The organism is Nocardia sp. PLKS1-43 (assembly GCF_059510335.1).
In genome coordinates, this window is the sequence record NZ_JCAJZQ010000005.1 from 186,890 (window position 1) to 201,470 (window position 14,581).

Sequence of the window (14,581 nt, forward strand, 5' to 3'; positions counted from 1 at the left end):
ACTGGTGGAGCTGGTGATACCGCTCGACTATCGAGGGTGAACCGGGTCACGTCGACCTTTCCGGCACCGGTCGCGCTTTGTGTGGCTTACGCGCATTTCTGTATATAAAGCTCACTGATCGGACGGCGAACCATGCGTTACGATCCCCGGAGTGACGCCCTTCACACGCCGGCGCCGTGGCTGGCGTATCTCGACCCAGGTACTCGTGCTGCTGCTCGGCATTCTGTTCGTGTTCGCGGGCGTCGACGGCTATCTTTCGCTGCGCGACGAAAGTCAGGAGCTGGACCGCGACGCCGGTACGAACTCACTGACCATCGCGCGCATGGTGGCCGCGGACCCTGTTGTGGTGCAAGGGCTTTCCGGATCGGATCCCGCGCGGGTGATCGATCCGATCGCCGAAACGTTCCGGCGCACCACCGGCGCCACCTTCGTCGTCGTGGCGGACCGGCGCGGTGTGCGCTACTCGCACCCCGATCCGGCGTTGATCGGCACCTCACTGCTCAACGACCCCGGGGAGAACCCGGACGCGGTCCTGACCGGTGGCACCTACATCGGGGTGCAGCACGGGTCGATGGGCCGGTCGGTGCGCGCCAAGGCGCCGATCCGCGACGACACCGGCCAGGTGATCGGGCTGGTATCGGTCGGCACCCGGGTACAGGACGTGCACCGGAACCTGTGGTCGCGGCTGGTGCAGAGTTTCCTCCCGCCGTTGCTGGCGCTGGTGCTCGCCGTGATCGGCGCGCTGCTGGTCGCCCGGCGAATCAAACGCCAGACCTACGGCCTCGAACCCGCGGAGATCACCGCCATGCTCGAACAGCGCGAAGCCATGCTGCACAGCACCCGCGAGGGACTGATCACCCTCGACCTCGACGAGCGGGTCACACTGGTCAACGACGAAGCCGAGCGGCTGCTCGATATCGATCGGGCGGCCGCGGTCGGCGAACTCTTGGCGGATCTCGTGCCGGCCGGGCGGGTGCGTGAGGTGCTGGCCGGTCGAGTCAGTGGGCGGGACGAGATCATCCTTGTCGGTGACCACATCCTGGTCGTCAATCACATGCCGGTAGAGGTGCGCGGGCGACCCGTCGGCGCCGTGGTCACCCTGCGTGACCGGACCGAACTCGACGAACTGCTGCGGGAATTGAACGACACCCGCTCCCTGGCCGACGCGCTGCGCGCCCAGGAACACGAATTCGCCAACCGATTGCACGTCATCGGCGGACTGATCGAGCTGGGCCGCTATCAGGATGCGGTGGACTTCATCGACCGCACCTCGCTGGTGCACCAGCAACTGGCCTCGCGGGTGGTCGAGGGTGTCGGTGACCCGATACTGTCGGCACTGTTGCTGGGCAAGGCCGCGGTCGCATCCGAACGCGGGATCGAGCTGGCGGTATCGACCACCGGCACCCTGCACGAGGAACTCGACGGCGTCGAGGGTTTGGTGACCGTGCTGGGCAACCTGATCGACAACGCACTGGAATCCGCCCACGCCGGAGGCCGAGTCCAGGTCACCATCGTCGTCGGCGACGCCGAGCTCGAGTTCCGGGTACACGACTCCGGGCCGGGCATCGATGAATCGTTGTCGCAGGAGATCTTCCGGCACGGCTACACCACCAAGGCCGCCCGGGCCGCCGACCGCCGCCGCGGCCTCGGGCTCGCGCTGGTCAGCCGGGAAGTGCACCGCCGCGGTGGCCGCATCGAGGTCCGCAACGACGGCGGGGCGCTGTTCACCGTCGTCACCCCGTTGCGATACGCGAGCACGACAGCGCAGGACCGATCATGATCCGCACACTCGTCGTCGACGACGACCCCCTGGCGGTGTCGGTGCACCGCCAATTCACCGAGCGTGTCGATGGGTTCCAGGTGATCGGCGAGGCCACCACCGGCACCGGCGCCCTGCGCGCGGTCACGACCCTGACGCCGGATCTGATGCTGCTGGACATGTACCTGCCGGATATGGGCGGCATCGAGGTGCTGCGCCGAATCCGGGCAACGCGCACCACGGCGGTCGACGTCATCGCGATCACCTCCGCCAAGGACGTCGAAATCCTGCGCTCGGCAATGCATTTGGGTGTCGTGCACTATGTGGTGAAACCATTCACCTTCCGGATATTCCAAGAGCGGCTGACCAGCTACGCCGCCGCCCGCACCCAACTCGATCGCATGCGCACACCAGCACAGACAGACATCGATCGGCTCTACGGGCGGCTGCGCAGCAGCGGCGCGGACTCGCTCCCGAAAGGGATCTCCGCGACCACCCTCACCCACGTCTCCTCCCTACTACGCCAAACCCCCGGGGGACTAACCGCCACAGAGCTGGCCACCGCCGCCGGATTCAGCCAAGCCGCCGCCCGCCGATACCTCAAGTTCCTGCACGACAACGGAACTGTGAACATCGCACTGCGCTACGGCGCAGCCGGGCGACCCGAACACCTCTACCGCTGGGGCGAACACGGCGACGGGCAGTGAAGCCGCCGCCGATTCTGGACTCTGTCGAGATCACCGGTTCCGACTCCTCGACGGCGGGCCGCGGGGTTACGGGTGCAGGGCCGGGCCGACATGTGCGGGATGGTTCGGATGCGCTGCTGCACAACGGGTTACCAGACCCCTTCCAAGCTCCCCGCCACCGTCGGCGGTGGCGATGCCGGGCCCGGCCGGCGCCGTTGTGCCCTTGTCGGCCGATCCCGACTCGGTGACGTCGATGAGTGTCGGCCGGTCGGTTCGGTCACGTTTGCGGACCGGTGGCGCCGGGCAGCCAATTTGCGTCTTCAGCAGTATTCGCATCTTCAGCAGTACAGAAGTCCTCGGTTCACTCGAAATGGTGGATAAACCGGCGGCGAGCGGTTCGGGAGCTGGTCGGCCCCGGATCCATGGTCGTGCGCGGGCGTTGAGGCGGCGGTCGCGCGGCGGGCGGCCTGGTCGATCTCGGTGTGGTCGGCGAAGGTCCGACCGGCGGATTCGGTTCAGCCGTGCGGATCAATATCCGGAGGGCGCGGTGGTCAGATGTTCGCGCACGAGGAGCCGGTGAGCCTGCTGGGCGGCGACCGATCGGTTCTCATCGCCGGTGGCCGGCGGTTCCTCCAGGCCGCGGGCGAGTGCCGCCACCGCGTCGCCGAGCAGTTGCAGGCGGTGTTCGAGCGCGTCCATCCGGCGGCCGTCGCCGTGACCCGCGGCACCCGCCGTTTCTCGCGGAGCTTCCGGATAACCGCGCACCAGCTCTCGCAGGGGTGCCGGCAGGACCGCGAACAGCCCGTCCAGCTGGCCGCGGGAGCAGCGTTGCAGCATCACGTCGGTGACCGCGCCGACCAGGGCGGGTACCTGGTCGCGGGTGACCATCGCCTCATGCGCGAACTGAGTGACGAATTCGTCGGTACGGTGCCGGACCGGTACATGGCCGGGTACCCAGTCCTCGTAGTAGATGCCACGCAGGATTTCGGGGAGTTGGGCGGTCAGACGGGCCGAAGCGGCGACGCCGATACGGTCGCGCACGGTGTGCAGCCAGGCGCGCACCACATGGTAGGTGAAGGCGCGGTCGTCGGTGCCGATCCGCTCGGCGACCGCATGCAGCCATTCGTGGGCGGTATGAATCGCGGGTGCGAGGGGATCGCTCTGTGTTGCCATGTATCCAGCGTCGAACTGCCACACGAACGCAACTAGAGTCCGATGTCACTTCGCAGCCTGGTCGACCAGGCCCCGGCGCCGACGGGCGGTCAGCGGAGCTGAAGGGTGCGGGTGTGCGCATCGATGGCGCTGCGCATCTCGGCTCGAGACAGCCCGTGACCGCCGCATTCGCAGCCGGCGGGCACCATATCGTCGGCACCCGGGCCCGCATCGAGCAGGTCGACGTACCGGGTTCGCTTTCGGGGAGCGTGATGCGCCTCGTCGACGAAGTCGCGCCGCCCGTGTGCGTGCATGCCGACCCACGACTCGTAAACCGCGCCTGCGACAGTGCCGAAAACCGTCGCCACATGGTGGCCTCGTCCGCAGCGCACACGCAGCAGAGCGTGCACGTCGTGGTCGCGGTCCTCCAGCGCTCGCCGGGCGAGGAGTTGCCGTTGATCCGGGCCGAGATCCGTTGGCTGCTGCATGGCGCCTCCAAGGCGGGACACGGTGGTCGGTTCAGTCTCGGCCGCACGACAGGGCAGGTGGAAGTGCCACAAGTCGCGGCTTTCGGGGACGGACGACTCGAGGCCGGGTGTCGGCAGACTTTCGCCTCTGTCGACATCCCGGCAATCAGCTGACGATGAAATCGGGCGAACGGGAGTTCGGCATCTACTCGAGGAGGCAGCCACCATGACCACAGCTCGGCAAATCATGCACGCCGGCGTGGAGACGATCTCCGCCCAGACCTCGCTCGCCGAGGCCGCGCGCCGAATGCGCGATCTGGACGTCGGCGCCCTGCCGGTGTGCGATACGCACGGCAACCCGGTCGGCATGGTCACCGATCGCGACATCATCGTCGAATGCATAGCCACCGGCCAAGACCCGCGACACGCCACCACCGGCATGCTCGCAGGCGAGGAACTGATCACGGTCACCGGCGACACCGATATCGGCGACGTGCTGGCCACCATGGAAACCCACCGGATCCGCCGGCTACCGGTCATCGAAGGCAAGGAACTGGTCGGCATCATCAGCGAGGCCGACCTGTCCCGAACACTGCGCGAACAACAGGTCGGCGAATTCGTGGAAGCGGTGTGCGCGCAATAGCCACACCGGCGAACCCTTGACCTGTTTCCGGCAGACACCGAATCGAGACCACGCCTCAGGTCTGTCAGTCGATTGCGGTGCCTCGGAATCGGTTGTGCAACAAAATGTTCGGATCGTGACCGACGATTCGCCCAAGCGCGGGCGGCAAGGCGAATTACGGACCGGTAGCGCAGTAGCCGAATCGGCACCGCACAAGACGTGCGTACCCGTCTGCCCGGCCGAGCCGGACGCCAACTGCCGGGGCGGCCGAACAAGTTGCTCCTGCGAGTGCATCCGCGTGGCGCAACGGCGGCGCAAGCCGGATGGGGTCCGCAGTTCAGCGCGTGGTGTGGGCGCCGCCGTTGAGGTGGATGGTCTGGCCGGTGATGTGGCGGGCGTGCGGGGAGGCCAGGAATTCGATGAGATCGGCCACGTCTCCGGGACGTCCCGGGCGTTTGTCGTGCGTCGCCGCGATCAGCTGTGCGCGGCGTTCGTCGGTGAGCTTGCCCTGGAAGAAGTCGGTGTCCTCGATGTAGCCGGGTGAAACGACGTTGACCGTGATCCCGGTCGGCGCCAGCTCGGCCGACAGGCCCGCCGACCAGGCGGCCAGGGCGGCCTTGGCCGCGCCGTAGGAACTCGAGGCGTACTCGGCGCCGATCGAGCCGACATTGATCAGCGACCCTCCCGAGCGGAGACGGCCGCGCAGCGCGGAGGTGGTCAGCACCGCGCTGAGCAGATTCGCCGACAGGTTGGCATTCCATTGCGCCGCAATATCTTTCAACGACTCCGGCGCGGGAGCGACGAGATCGGCATTGCCGCCCGCCATGTTGACCAGCACGTCCACCCCGTCATCGAGTCGCGCGGCGAACGCCTCGACGCTCGCGGGCTCGCTCGCGTCGCACTCGACTCCGGTGATTCCCAGATCGGCGGCCGTTTTCCGGACCCGATCCGAACGACCGGTGATCACCACGCGATCCCCCAGTTCGCAGAAGCGTTGCGCCACCTGTCTTCCGAGTCCCCGGCTGCCACCGGTGATCACGACGGTTCTGGCCATTAGCACCCTCCTTCGATATATTTAGCGCTAAACATACATGAGGAGTGCGAGGAATGTCGGGCGCGACGAGGGACACCGTGCCGACGGCGGAGCAGATCGCCGCCGCCTGGCAACGCGAATTACCGGGTGCTCGAACCGAATCCATCGAGGTCATCACCCCACTGTGGCGAGTGGCCAAACTGTTGAGCGATGAGCGGCGCCGGACTCTGGACCGGCTCGAGATCGATGAGTCCACACTCGATCTGCTCAGTACGTTGCGCCGTGCCGGTGCGCCCTATCAGCTCACCACCCGCCAGATCACCGCCCGCGGTCTGGTGACCGCCGGCGCCATCTCGCAGCGACTGGCCCGCGCCGAAACCGCGGGCCTGATCACCCGTGCGCCGACCACCGCTTCTCGCCGCGGCGTCCTGGTCACCCTGACCCGCCGGGGCCATGAGCTGATCGAGCGAGTGGTCCGCGAGTTGCTCGATTACGAGACCGCACTCACCGAATCCCTCACCGCGGACCAGCGCACCGCCCTCACGGACGGATTGCGTTGTCTGGCAACGGCGGTACGCCCGGATCACCTGATCTAGGGTCTCGGCCGGCCCTGCATCACTCCGCCGGTCCGAGGCGAGCGGCTGAACTCGGCGCCGACCTCTCGGCCGTCGGCGGAACCGGTAGCAGCGGCGGATTCGGAAACCGGACACCCTCGCCGCTCACCACTTGCGGATGTACACCGCAGGTACAACTTTCGAGGGAAGGGCAGGTGCAGCGCAGACCCCATTCGATGAGAGCCCGCGCCTGCACGAGGGTGGCCATGCGCGCATCGATGTCGGCGAGCTTGGCCGCAGCGAGCGCCCGGGTCGCGGATCGGTCGGGCGTCTCGTCGGCGAGCAGCACGACGATCTCGTCGAGACCGAATCCGGAGGCCTTGCAGATCTCGATCACCCGAAGCCGGGTCAACACCGACTCGTCGTAGCGCCGACGTCCGCCCACGCGTTCCGGCGGCCGCAGCAGCCCGCGATCCTCGTAATAACGCAGTGTCGTCGCCGCGACGCCGGAGCGCCGGGCGACCTCACCGATGGACAGCGGGGCGTTCATGGCACCGATAATGACTCGACATCGGGCTTGACTTCCAGTCGGCTCGAAGTTGTCGAATATCGGCATGTCGCTCTCCTACCCTGACCTGGCCCGGTCCCGTTACGCGCTGCTGCGCAGCTTTCGGCGCGACGGCACCGCGGTCGACACCCCGATCTGGTTCCGGCTCGACGACACCACCCTTCTGTTCCGCACCAAGATCGGCCCGAAGACCCGGCGACTGACCGCCTCCCCGCGCGTCGAGCTGCGGCCCTGCGACTATCGCGGCCGGATCACCGGCGATCCCGCGGCGGTGACCGGACGCGCGACGATTTTGTCCGGCGACGACGCAGAGGCCGCGAACCGAGCGTTGCGCAAGCGGTACGGCTGGCAGTGGAACGTCGTGCCGATGATCCGTATCCCCGGCGTGGTGAACGTCCACCGGGATCTGAGCGCACGCGAGAAGCTGCGGCGAACGCGGGCGAAAACGTTGTGGCCGGACAGTGCGATCGTGCGCGTGGAGCTGGATCCGGCGGGCTGACACCGCCTCCCGTGCACGCGGAACCGGAAGCCGAGGTTGTCGGCGCCGGGGGCTATGGTCTCCGGGCATGCATCCCGACACCGCGCTCGTGGCCGAGATCGTGACCGCGATCGAACCGCTGGACCCGCTCGAGCGGCAGCACATCGACCGGACTCTGGCCTGGCTCGCCAGTACCGACGACATCTTCCGTCGCGTCAAACCCGCAACTCCGCCACAGCATCTGGTCTCCTACGCCGTGCTCGTCGATCCCGATGAACACGGCATCTTTCTCGGCCGGCACCGGCTCGCCGGACTGCACCTTCCGATGGGCGGGCACGTCGAGCCGGGCGAACACCCCCGTACCGCGGCCACCCGCGAGGCAGCCGAAGAACTCGGCGTCGACGCCGAATTCACCGTTGTCGGCGAACGCCCGCTGTTCCTCACCGTGACACAGACTGTCGGCAAAGACCTTCCGCACACCGACGTCTCCCTGTGGTATGTCATCCGCGGCTCTCGCAACCGCGAATACTTCTTGGACCCAATGGAATTCGACGGCGGCGACTGGTGGGACATCACCCGGCGCGGTACCCCGGAATCCGACCCGCACCTCGGACGGTTCCTCACCAAACTCCGGGCCGAGATCTCGCAGGGCAACTCGGCCTGAGCGACGCCGTCCCCGACGACTCCGTCGAACCCGAATTCCGGGACGCGGGAAGGAGTTCGGCGCAGAATGCGCCTGCCGCCGCGCTCTCGCACGCATCGCCGCGGGACATCTCAGCGGACGCGCCCGCTGTCCGGATGCAACCGTCCGGCCCGCACGAGCGTGCGATACGCCGCGCGCTTGCGCGGGCACTCCTGGCGACGGCATGTCCGATGCGCCTGCATCACCCGATGCGCCTGCGCCGCGGTGAACGGCCGCGCCGGTGCGTCATGCGTCCACACCAGAACCCGCGGCGGATCCGCCGCGACTTCGTCGTCGTCGTGCTCCTCGCGCAGGAACACCACCATCACGCCACCGAATACGGCAACCAGGCCGGCGAACACCAACCACCCCGCCCCGGAACTCATCCGGACCACCCGGCCCGCGTATCGGCCCACCGCGAGAACGTCAGGCGCGGAACCACGGACTCCACAGCGACCACCGCCATGAGCGAGTTCAGCTCGAGCGGGCCGAGATGCTCTGGGCTGGAGACGATTACGACATCAACGTCGGCAGCACGCACCTGGTCGGCCAGCGGAATGAGGGAATTCTCGGGCTGCCAGATCACGACATAGCCGAGATGTCTTGCAAGACGCTGGATTTGGGCGCGATGCCACTGCTCCGCGTCACAGTCCGAACCGATCACACCAAGCGCTGTCGGTACCCGCCGCACTTCCCCTGCCTCCCGTCCGTTGGAAAGCTCCGACGCCTCCGGTGGTGGTGGTGGTGATTGTCTGGTGCAGAAAGTTCTCACCCCGCTCACCCCGGCGTCGGGGCCCAGCTGTCAGCTTCACGGCCCGACAGGGCGGTAACAATGGCACTTTCTCGAGCGATCCTCCGGAAGTGCCACATTCGATCGAAAGACGTTGTGCTGATTAGTATTCCAGTAAGAGCAGATCAGACATCTCCCGCATCTCAGCTGTGAGCGTGCGGCGGCGGCCGACGATTCTGCCGAGCAGATCCCGGGCCATGCGTTGCTCGACAAGCCACGGCCCGGCTTCCTTGGACAACCGCACCAGGACCTCGAACGCATGGTCATATCGCCGAAGATCCACATACGCCGCAGCCACGTCCAGGAGGTGGCGGTTTCGGTTATCCGACGTCGGCCTCAGCCCTGGTGGCACGTTTCGGGCGAGCCGCAAAGCCAGATCGGGCCTGTCGTCCACCACGGCGTTCTCAACGCGCTTCATCGCGACGGTAGCCGGATCGAAAGTCGTCCAGTACGAGTGGTATCCGCCGGCCTCACGGCGCATAGCCACGGCACCGGCCTGAGCCAACCGCATCATGTCGTCCGCTTCATCGGCCCGGTTGTCGCGGATCGCCGCAGCCGAACCACGCAACAGCAGCCATCCCCAGGTAGATATTTCCTGCGACGTAGCCACCGATAGTCGCGGCTCGACACGATCGGCCCATTCGGCGGCAACCGTGCGGACCTTCTCGAATTGCCGTTCCACGATCCACAGCCAGCACAGCGTGATCACGGCCGATCCGGCGTCCAAGGTATTGCCGGTGGCCTCGGCATCGGCGAGCGACCGTTCGAGGGCGAGCCTGGCAGGCTCCAGTTGCCGCGTCTGGACCATGACCGACCCGGCGAGTTGCAGAATCCTCGAGCGCATCAATGGGGTCGCGTTCTCTCCGTCCTGTATCAGACGGGGCAGGATGCGCGACAACTGCTCGTACTCGTTGTCGTGGTACAGCTTCGTGGCCGCGGTGAGGGCTTCGGCGAGACTGCGTTCCGCCACCGGCTCAACGGATTTCGCGGCGGCAGAGGTTGTGATCGCGTCGCGAGTCGGCAGCCATAGTGTGCCGTTGCCATTCTCGGGCGAGGCCGGGATGGGGCCGAGAAGCATGGTCACCGAGCAGTCGAGGGCGACAGCCAACCGCCGGAGCGTGTCGATGCGCGTGTTGTCGCGCTCGTCCTGCTCGATCTTGCGAATCAAGGACAGTGAGACGCCCGAAGCTTCGGCCAGTTCGGGTTGCGTCAGCCCGCGTCGCTTCCTGACCGACTGCAGGCGTTCGCCGAGACCGGGACCCATAATGACAAGGGTAGACGCACTACTTGCCGCAAACCTGCGCGGATTGACCTGTAGACCTGCCCAGCCTTCAAGCAAATAGCCCGTAAGGCATTGGGACGCAGAACCTCTGAGATATCGCGGTAAGGCATTGTGCGTGCCGGGTCAACGGAATAAGTCCGTTCGGTCCCGGTCCACAGCGTGAATGCTCCCTGGGTGTCGACCTCGTCAGCGATATGCTAGCAATTTGCCATTGCCCGCAGTCGCACCAATACGTTGGGGCATATGTGGGTATGAGCTGGTCTGATAGTCGCATTATTCGCAGTAGCCAGCGATTCTCGAACATGCTCGGCGGACGTATAATCGGACTCATGACCAGTGGCACCGCACCGGCGGCGGCAGGGCGAAATTCGGACTTGTGGGCGCGGGTTTTCGCGGCAATGTACGACCCGCTGCTGTGGCGGGGCGAACGGGCGGGCATGGGAGCTCGTCGACGCCGGTTGCTCGCCGGCGCGAGAGGGCGGACGGTCGAGCTGGGCAGCGGTACCGGCCTCAATGTGCAGTACTACCCCGGCGACCTCGACGAGCTGATTCTGACCGAGCCCGAGGCGGCGATGCGTGCGCGGCTGGACCGGCGGCTGCGCAGCAGCCAGCGGAAAGCCAAGGTGCTCGACGCGTCGGCGGATCAGCTGCCGTTCGAGGAAGGATCCGTCGATACGGTCGTCTCCACGCTCGTGCTGTGCACCGTCGACCACCCGGAGGCGGTGTTGCGCGAGGTCGAACGTGTGCTTCGCCCCGGTGGCAGGTTGCTGTTCGTCGAACACATCCGCTCGCAGTCGCCGCGACTCGCCAAGTGGCAAGACCGCCTCGAAGCGCCGTGGCGCCGGTTCGCGGAGGGCTGCCGCTGCAATCGCGCCACACGCGAGCTGATCCGGGCATCCGGATTGCAGCTCGACGATGTTCAGGAGGCGACCTGGGAGGGAATGATGGTCCCCATCGTCCGGCCGCTGATCGTCGGCGCGGCAACCAAAACGGACGGCCGAAGCTCTCAGTAATCACACGGCGGAAATGTCGGTCGTTTGCAGGACAGAATAACGACCGGTACAGCGCATACGATCAATTCCTGAAAGGTTCGTCCTGTATTCGCGGTGATCCTCCGGATGACTGTCGGACAGGTAATCCCTCAGGCGGATTGGCGGCCGGCCCCGGTCAAGGTCGGCGGCGCCACCGTGCGCGACTGCTACCACCCGGTCAAGTCGCCTTCCACGGACTGCAAGCCGGTCGGGTATCTTCCCGAGGGCTCGACGGTTCATATCGTCTGCCAAACGGTCGGGCAGGCCGTGTACGGGAAATCCGGCATGACCGAGATCTGGGATTACGTGGTAGCGGACAACGCGAACAATCACCCCAAGATGGAGGGCTGGTGTCCGACTCGAATATCTACACCGGAACCAACGGCGTGGTTACCGAATTCTGTCGCTGACACCGTCGGAATATTCACACCTCGCCTTCCTCTGCCGCAGCTCGCGCGGTGGCGTCACCGACCGCGCGAGCCGCCGCGAGAAAAGCGTCGACCAATGGGGATTCGCGGGATTCCGGTACGGCCAGGCAGACCTGATCGGGGGCCAGTTCGGGAATGGGGACGTAGCTGATGTCGGGCCGCGAATAAAAAGCAGTGGCCGAGCGCGGTAGAAACGAAATGCCTCGGCCGGCCGCGACGTGCTCCAATTTCTCCTCCACGCCCCGCACGAAATGGCCGGTGGTGGGATGCGGGTGCCGGGTCGGCTGGGTATGCGGGTCGACGTGCCAGATCAGCGGCTCACCGGCCAGATCCGCCTCGCACACCTCGGCCTTGCCGGCCAGGCGGTGGTCGGCCGGCAACACCACCACGCGCGGTTCGGTGAACAGCGGCGTCACCCGCAGGCCGGTCTCCTCGATCGGCAGGCGCACATAGGCGACGTCGACCCGGCCGTCGAGCAGCATCGCGGCCTGATCGTCCCACTCCAAGCGCTGCACGTCGACGATCACGTCCGGATGCGCGACGTTGAAGGCGCGCACGGCGTGGGTGACCACGATGCCCATCCGGAATCCGACCACCAGGCGACGACTTTCCCTCGCGGCCACCGCAACTCGGCGCCGGGCCGCGTGCGCGGATGCCAGCAGCGGCCGGGCATCGGCGAGCAATTGCGTGCCCGCGACGGTCAGCGTCACGCCGTGACTGTCCCTGGCGAACAGCGATGCGCCGAGATCGTGTTCCAGCGCGCGAATCTGCCGGCTCAGCACGGGCTGAGCGATGTGCAGGTCCTCGGCGGCCCGCCCGAAATGCAACCGGTCGGCGACGGCCACGAAGTACCGCAGCTTGCGCAGATCCAGATCCATGGCGACCTCCGTTGTCCGGCAATGCCTTCAGGGTATCGCCGACGCCGAAAGAGGTCTTGGACACCCCTTCCGACCAGCGGCATCGTGAAGATGTCCAACCGCGCAAGAGAAAGAAGACCTACGAGATGACTCTCGAAGACAAGCGTGTCGTACTCCTGGGCGGCACCGCCGGTATCGGCCTGGCCACCGCGCAGGCGGCGGCCGCGGCGGGCGCACGGGTCGTGGTGGTGTCCAGCAACCCGGACAATGTCGCCAAGGCCCTGACCCAGCTGCCTGCCGACGCGCAAGGCGAAACCGTCGACCTGACCCGCGAGTCCGAGATCGAGGCGCTGTTCGCCCGCCTGGGCGCGTTCGATCACCTCGTCTACACCGCGGGCGAGTCGCTGGCGCTGTTCCCGTTGCAGGACGTGGCGATCGATACCGCGCAGCGGTTCTTCCAGACCCGCTTCTGGGGCGCCTACACGAGCGTGAAATACGCTGTGCCACATATCAATACCGGTGGCTCGATCGTACTGTCCAGCGGCAGCGCGGTGCAGCGGCCGATGCCGGGCTGGACGGTCTCGGCGAGCATCCTGGGGGCGATCGAGGCGCTGGGCCGGGCGCTGGCCGTGGAGCTGGCGCCGATCCGGGTGAACGTCGTGCGGCCCGGGCTGGTGCGGACCGAACTCTGGCGGGAGTTCCCCGCGGACGTGCGGGAGGAGTTGTTCCGCACGCACAGCGGCGCATTGCCGGTCGGGCGGGTCGGCGCGCCGGAAGACTTGGCCCGCAGCTATGTGCACCTGATGGAACAGGAATACGCCACCGGCGGCATTCTCACCGTGGACGGCGGCGGCCTGCTCGTCTGACCGGGGACCGAAACACGCCGGAACGCAATTCGCACAATTCGAGGTTCGGCCCGCGGCACCACCGCCTAAACTCTGCGACCAGAACGCACGTGATATTCGAGGTCGGGAAAACGAGAAGATAAACAGGAAGACGTCGCGCCCAGGAGGTGTGGAATGTCGGAAACTGATCTTCGGCGGGTATCGGGCCTGATATTGGCCGCGAGCATGGTGCCGCTCGCGGTCGCCCTCGGAACCGGACAGGCCGGTGCTTCGCCCGCCGAACCCGCGCGAGCGCCCGCACAGGCGCCCGTCGCAACACTCTCATCGCCGCTCCCGCAGGTCGGACAGGGTTGGAACCTCGCGTCGCTGCCGGGCGAACTCGCCCCACTCGCACAGCAATTGGGCGCGATCGTGCCCCCGGACGCGCTGTCCCGTATCGTGCCCCCGAATACGTTGCCGGACATCACGTCCCGGCACGCGTCACCGAAATTCATTCCGCGGAAGGCATCGCCGAATTTCGCTGCGGCGGTGCCGGCCCCGAATACCACCCCGGCGGTGGCGGCACATAACGGCACCCCCGCGGTGACAGCGTGGGACGCGAGTCCGCAAGCCGCGCCGCCGAATTCCGCGCCGCGCGTCCAGGCGCCGAATATCGCACCCCGGATCACGATCCCGAATTTCACGCCACCGACCGCGGTACCGGAAATATCGCCAGCGATCACACTGCCGAAGATGACACTGCCGATCGCGCTGCCGAATGTCGCGCCGGCGATCACCCTGCCGGATATCGTTTCCTCGATCACCAGAACGGCGCAGGGCACCCGAATCGGCAATAAAGCCACCGTCATTCCGCTCGTGACCGATGCGATGACCCCGCCCGCACCGGCCGCGGTCACGCCGGATCCGATGCGACCGGTCCAGACTTTCTGCGGTTACCTCCCGGCGAGTCCCGCGCGATGCAGCGCCGCCGTCGTGGACGCGGGCGTCGGCGCTGCGATCGGCGCGGGCATCGCCACCGGACTGAGCGCGCCACTGGTGATTCCGGCCGCGATGGCCGGTGCGGTCGTCGGACTGATCGCCGGAATTCCGTTCCTGCCCACGGGGATGGTCGTCGGCCCGTTACTCGGCGCGGCGGTCGGCGCGGCCGTCGTCGCCGCACCCGCGGCCGTACTCGGCGCAGCGATCGGAGCGTCGATCGGCACGATCGTGGGTATCACCGCCCCGCTGCCGGTGAAGGCCACCGTCGGCCTTCCGGCGCAGCCGACGCGGCCGCCGGCCGCGCGCTGATACCAGCGCCGCCCCGGCACCCGATCACGCGCGGGTGCCGGACGAGGCTCGGCGCATCCC

The 14,581-nt window shown here is 67.0% G+C and carries 17 protein-coding genes; 10 read left to right on the forward strand and 7 right to left on the reverse strand.

What is annotated here, in order from left to right:
• The first annotated feature begins 151 nt into the window (after positions 1–151).
• A complete protein-coding gene (locus AC5WS7_RS20300; RefSeq protein WP_495956116.1) occupies positions 152–1,780 on the forward strand; it encodes an ATP-binding protein in 1,629 nt (542 codons plus the stop codon).
• Positions 1,777–2,466: a response regulator gene (locus AC5WS7_RS20305; protein WP_495956117.1), complete on the forward strand. Its 690-nt coding sequence runs from the start codon at positions 1,777–1,779 to the stop codon at positions 2,464–2,466. The genes AC5WS7_RS20300 and AC5WS7_RS20305 overlap by 4 nt, the downstream gene beginning before the upstream one ends.
• Before the next feature lie 507 nt (positions 2,467–2,973).
• Here AC5WS7_RS20305 and AC5WS7_RS20310 read toward each other — a convergent pair.
• Positions 2,974–3,618, reverse strand: a complete 645-nt coding sequence (locus tag AC5WS7_RS20310; RefSeq protein WP_495956118.1) for a DUF2267 domain-containing protein — start codon at positions 3,616–3,618, stop codon at positions 2,974–2,976.
• A 113-nt stretch (positions 3,619–3,731) separates the two neighbouring features.
• On the opposite strand from AC5WS7_RS20310, the gene AC5WS7_RS20315 reads away from it, so the two are divergent.
• Positions 3,732–4,238 carry a hypothetical protein gene (locus AC5WS7_RS20315; protein WP_495956119.1) on the forward strand — a complete coding sequence of 169 codons (507 nt, stop codon included), beginning with the start codon at positions 3,732–3,734 and terminating at the stop codon, positions 4,236–4,238.
• Between the two features lie 52 nt (positions 4,239–4,290).
• Positions 4,291–4,707, forward strand: coding sequence for a CBS domain-containing protein (locus AC5WS7_RS20320; protein ID WP_495956120.1), 417 nt, complete (start codon positions 4,291–4,293; stop codon positions 4,705–4,707).
• A gap of 316 nt (positions 4,708–5,023) precedes the next feature.
• Here the strand turns inward: AC5WS7_RS20320 and AC5WS7_RS20325 are convergent, their stop codons facing one another.
• Positions 5,024–5,740, reverse strand: coding sequence for an SDR family NAD(P)-dependent oxidoreductase (locus tag AC5WS7_RS20325; protein WP_495956121.1), 717 nt, complete (start codon positions 5,738–5,740; stop codon positions 5,024–5,026).
• Between the two features lie 53 nt (positions 5,741–5,793).
• Here AC5WS7_RS20325 and AC5WS7_RS20330 point away from each other — a divergent pair, with 53 nt between their 5' ends.
• Positions 5,794–6,315 carry a MarR family winged helix-turn-helix transcriptional regulator gene (locus tag AC5WS7_RS20330; protein ID WP_495956122.1) on the forward strand — a complete coding sequence of 174 codons (522 nt, stop codon included), beginning with the start codon at positions 5,794–5,796 and terminating at the stop codon, positions 6,313–6,315.
• Positions 6,316–6,334: 19 nt separating this feature from the next.
• On the opposite strand, the gene AC5WS7_RS20335 is transcribed toward AC5WS7_RS20330, so the two are convergent.
• Positions 6,335–6,823 (reverse strand): MerR family transcriptional regulator, encoded by a 489-nt coding sequence (locus tag AC5WS7_RS20335; protein WP_495956123.1) that lies wholly within the window; start codon positions 6,821–6,823, stop codon positions 6,335–6,337.
• A 64-nt stretch (positions 6,824–6,887) separates the two neighbouring features.
• On the opposite strand from AC5WS7_RS20335, the gene AC5WS7_RS20340 reads away from it, so the two are divergent.
• The gene (locus tag AC5WS7_RS20340; RefSeq protein ID WP_495956124.1) at positions 6,888–7,340 is read left to right on the forward strand and encodes a PPOX class F420-dependent oxidoreductase; all 453 of its coding nucleotides are present in this window, start codon (positions 6,888–6,890) and stop codon (positions 7,338–7,340) included.
• Between the two features lie 67 nt (positions 7,341–7,407).
• The gene (locus AC5WS7_RS20345; RefSeq protein WP_495956125.1) at positions 7,408–7,983 is read left to right on the forward strand and encodes an NUDIX domain-containing protein; all 576 of its coding nucleotides are present in this window, start codon (positions 7,408–7,410) and stop codon (positions 7,981–7,983) included.
• Between the two features lie 110 nt (positions 7,984–8,093).
• On the opposite strand, the gene AC5WS7_RS20350 is transcribed toward AC5WS7_RS20345, so the two are convergent.
• The 3 genes from AC5WS7_RS20350 to AC5WS7_RS20360 all read right to left on the reverse strand — a co-directional run bounded on the left by AC5WS7_RS20350 (position 8,094) and on the right by AC5WS7_RS20360 (position 10,055).
• A complete protein-coding gene (locus tag AC5WS7_RS20350; RefSeq protein ID WP_495956126.1) occupies positions 8,094–8,387 on the reverse strand; it encodes a hypothetical protein in 294 nt (97 codons plus the stop codon).
• Positions 8,384–8,665, reverse strand: a complete 282-nt coding sequence (locus AC5WS7_RS20355) for a hypothetical protein (protein ID WP_495956127.1) — start codon at positions 8,663–8,665, stop codon at positions 8,384–8,386. Before AC5WS7_RS20355 ends, AC5WS7_RS20350 begins: the two co-directional genes overlap by 4 nt.
• A gap of 229 nt (positions 8,666–8,894) precedes the next feature.
• Positions 8,895–10,055, reverse strand: coding sequence for a helix-turn-helix domain-containing protein (locus AC5WS7_RS20360; RefSeq protein WP_495956128.1), 1,161 nt, complete (start codon positions 10,053–10,055; stop codon positions 8,895–8,897).
• Positions 10,056–10,402: 347 nt separating this feature from the next.
• On the opposite strand from AC5WS7_RS20360, the gene AC5WS7_RS20365 reads away from it, so the two are divergent.
• On the forward strand, positions 10,403–11,086 hold the full coding sequence (locus AC5WS7_RS20365) for a class I SAM-dependent methyltransferase (RefSeq protein WP_495956129.1): 684 nt from the start codon (positions 10,403–10,405) through the stop codon (positions 11,084–11,086).
• A 442-nt stretch (positions 11,087–11,528) separates the two neighbouring features.
• Here the strand turns inward: AC5WS7_RS20365 and AC5WS7_RS20370 are convergent, their stop codons facing one another.
• Positions 11,529–12,410, reverse strand: a complete 882-nt coding sequence (locus AC5WS7_RS20370; RefSeq protein WP_495956130.1) for a LysR family transcriptional regulator — start codon at positions 12,408–12,410, stop codon at positions 11,529–11,531.
• A 125-nt stretch (positions 12,411–12,535) separates the two neighbouring features.
• Between AC5WS7_RS20370 and AC5WS7_RS20375 the strand changes: the two genes are divergently transcribed.
• Positions 12,536–13,255 carry an SDR family oxidoreductase gene (locus AC5WS7_RS20375; RefSeq protein ID WP_495956131.1) on the forward strand — a complete coding sequence of 240 codons (720 nt, stop codon included), beginning with the start codon at positions 12,536–12,538 and terminating at the stop codon, positions 13,253–13,255.
• Between the two features lie 153 nt (positions 13,256–13,408).
• A complete protein-coding gene (locus AC5WS7_RS20380) occupies positions 13,409–14,521 on the forward strand; it encodes a hypothetical protein (protein ID WP_495956132.1) in 1,113 nt (370 codons plus the stop codon).
• Positions 14,522–14,581: the final 60 nt, after the last annotated feature.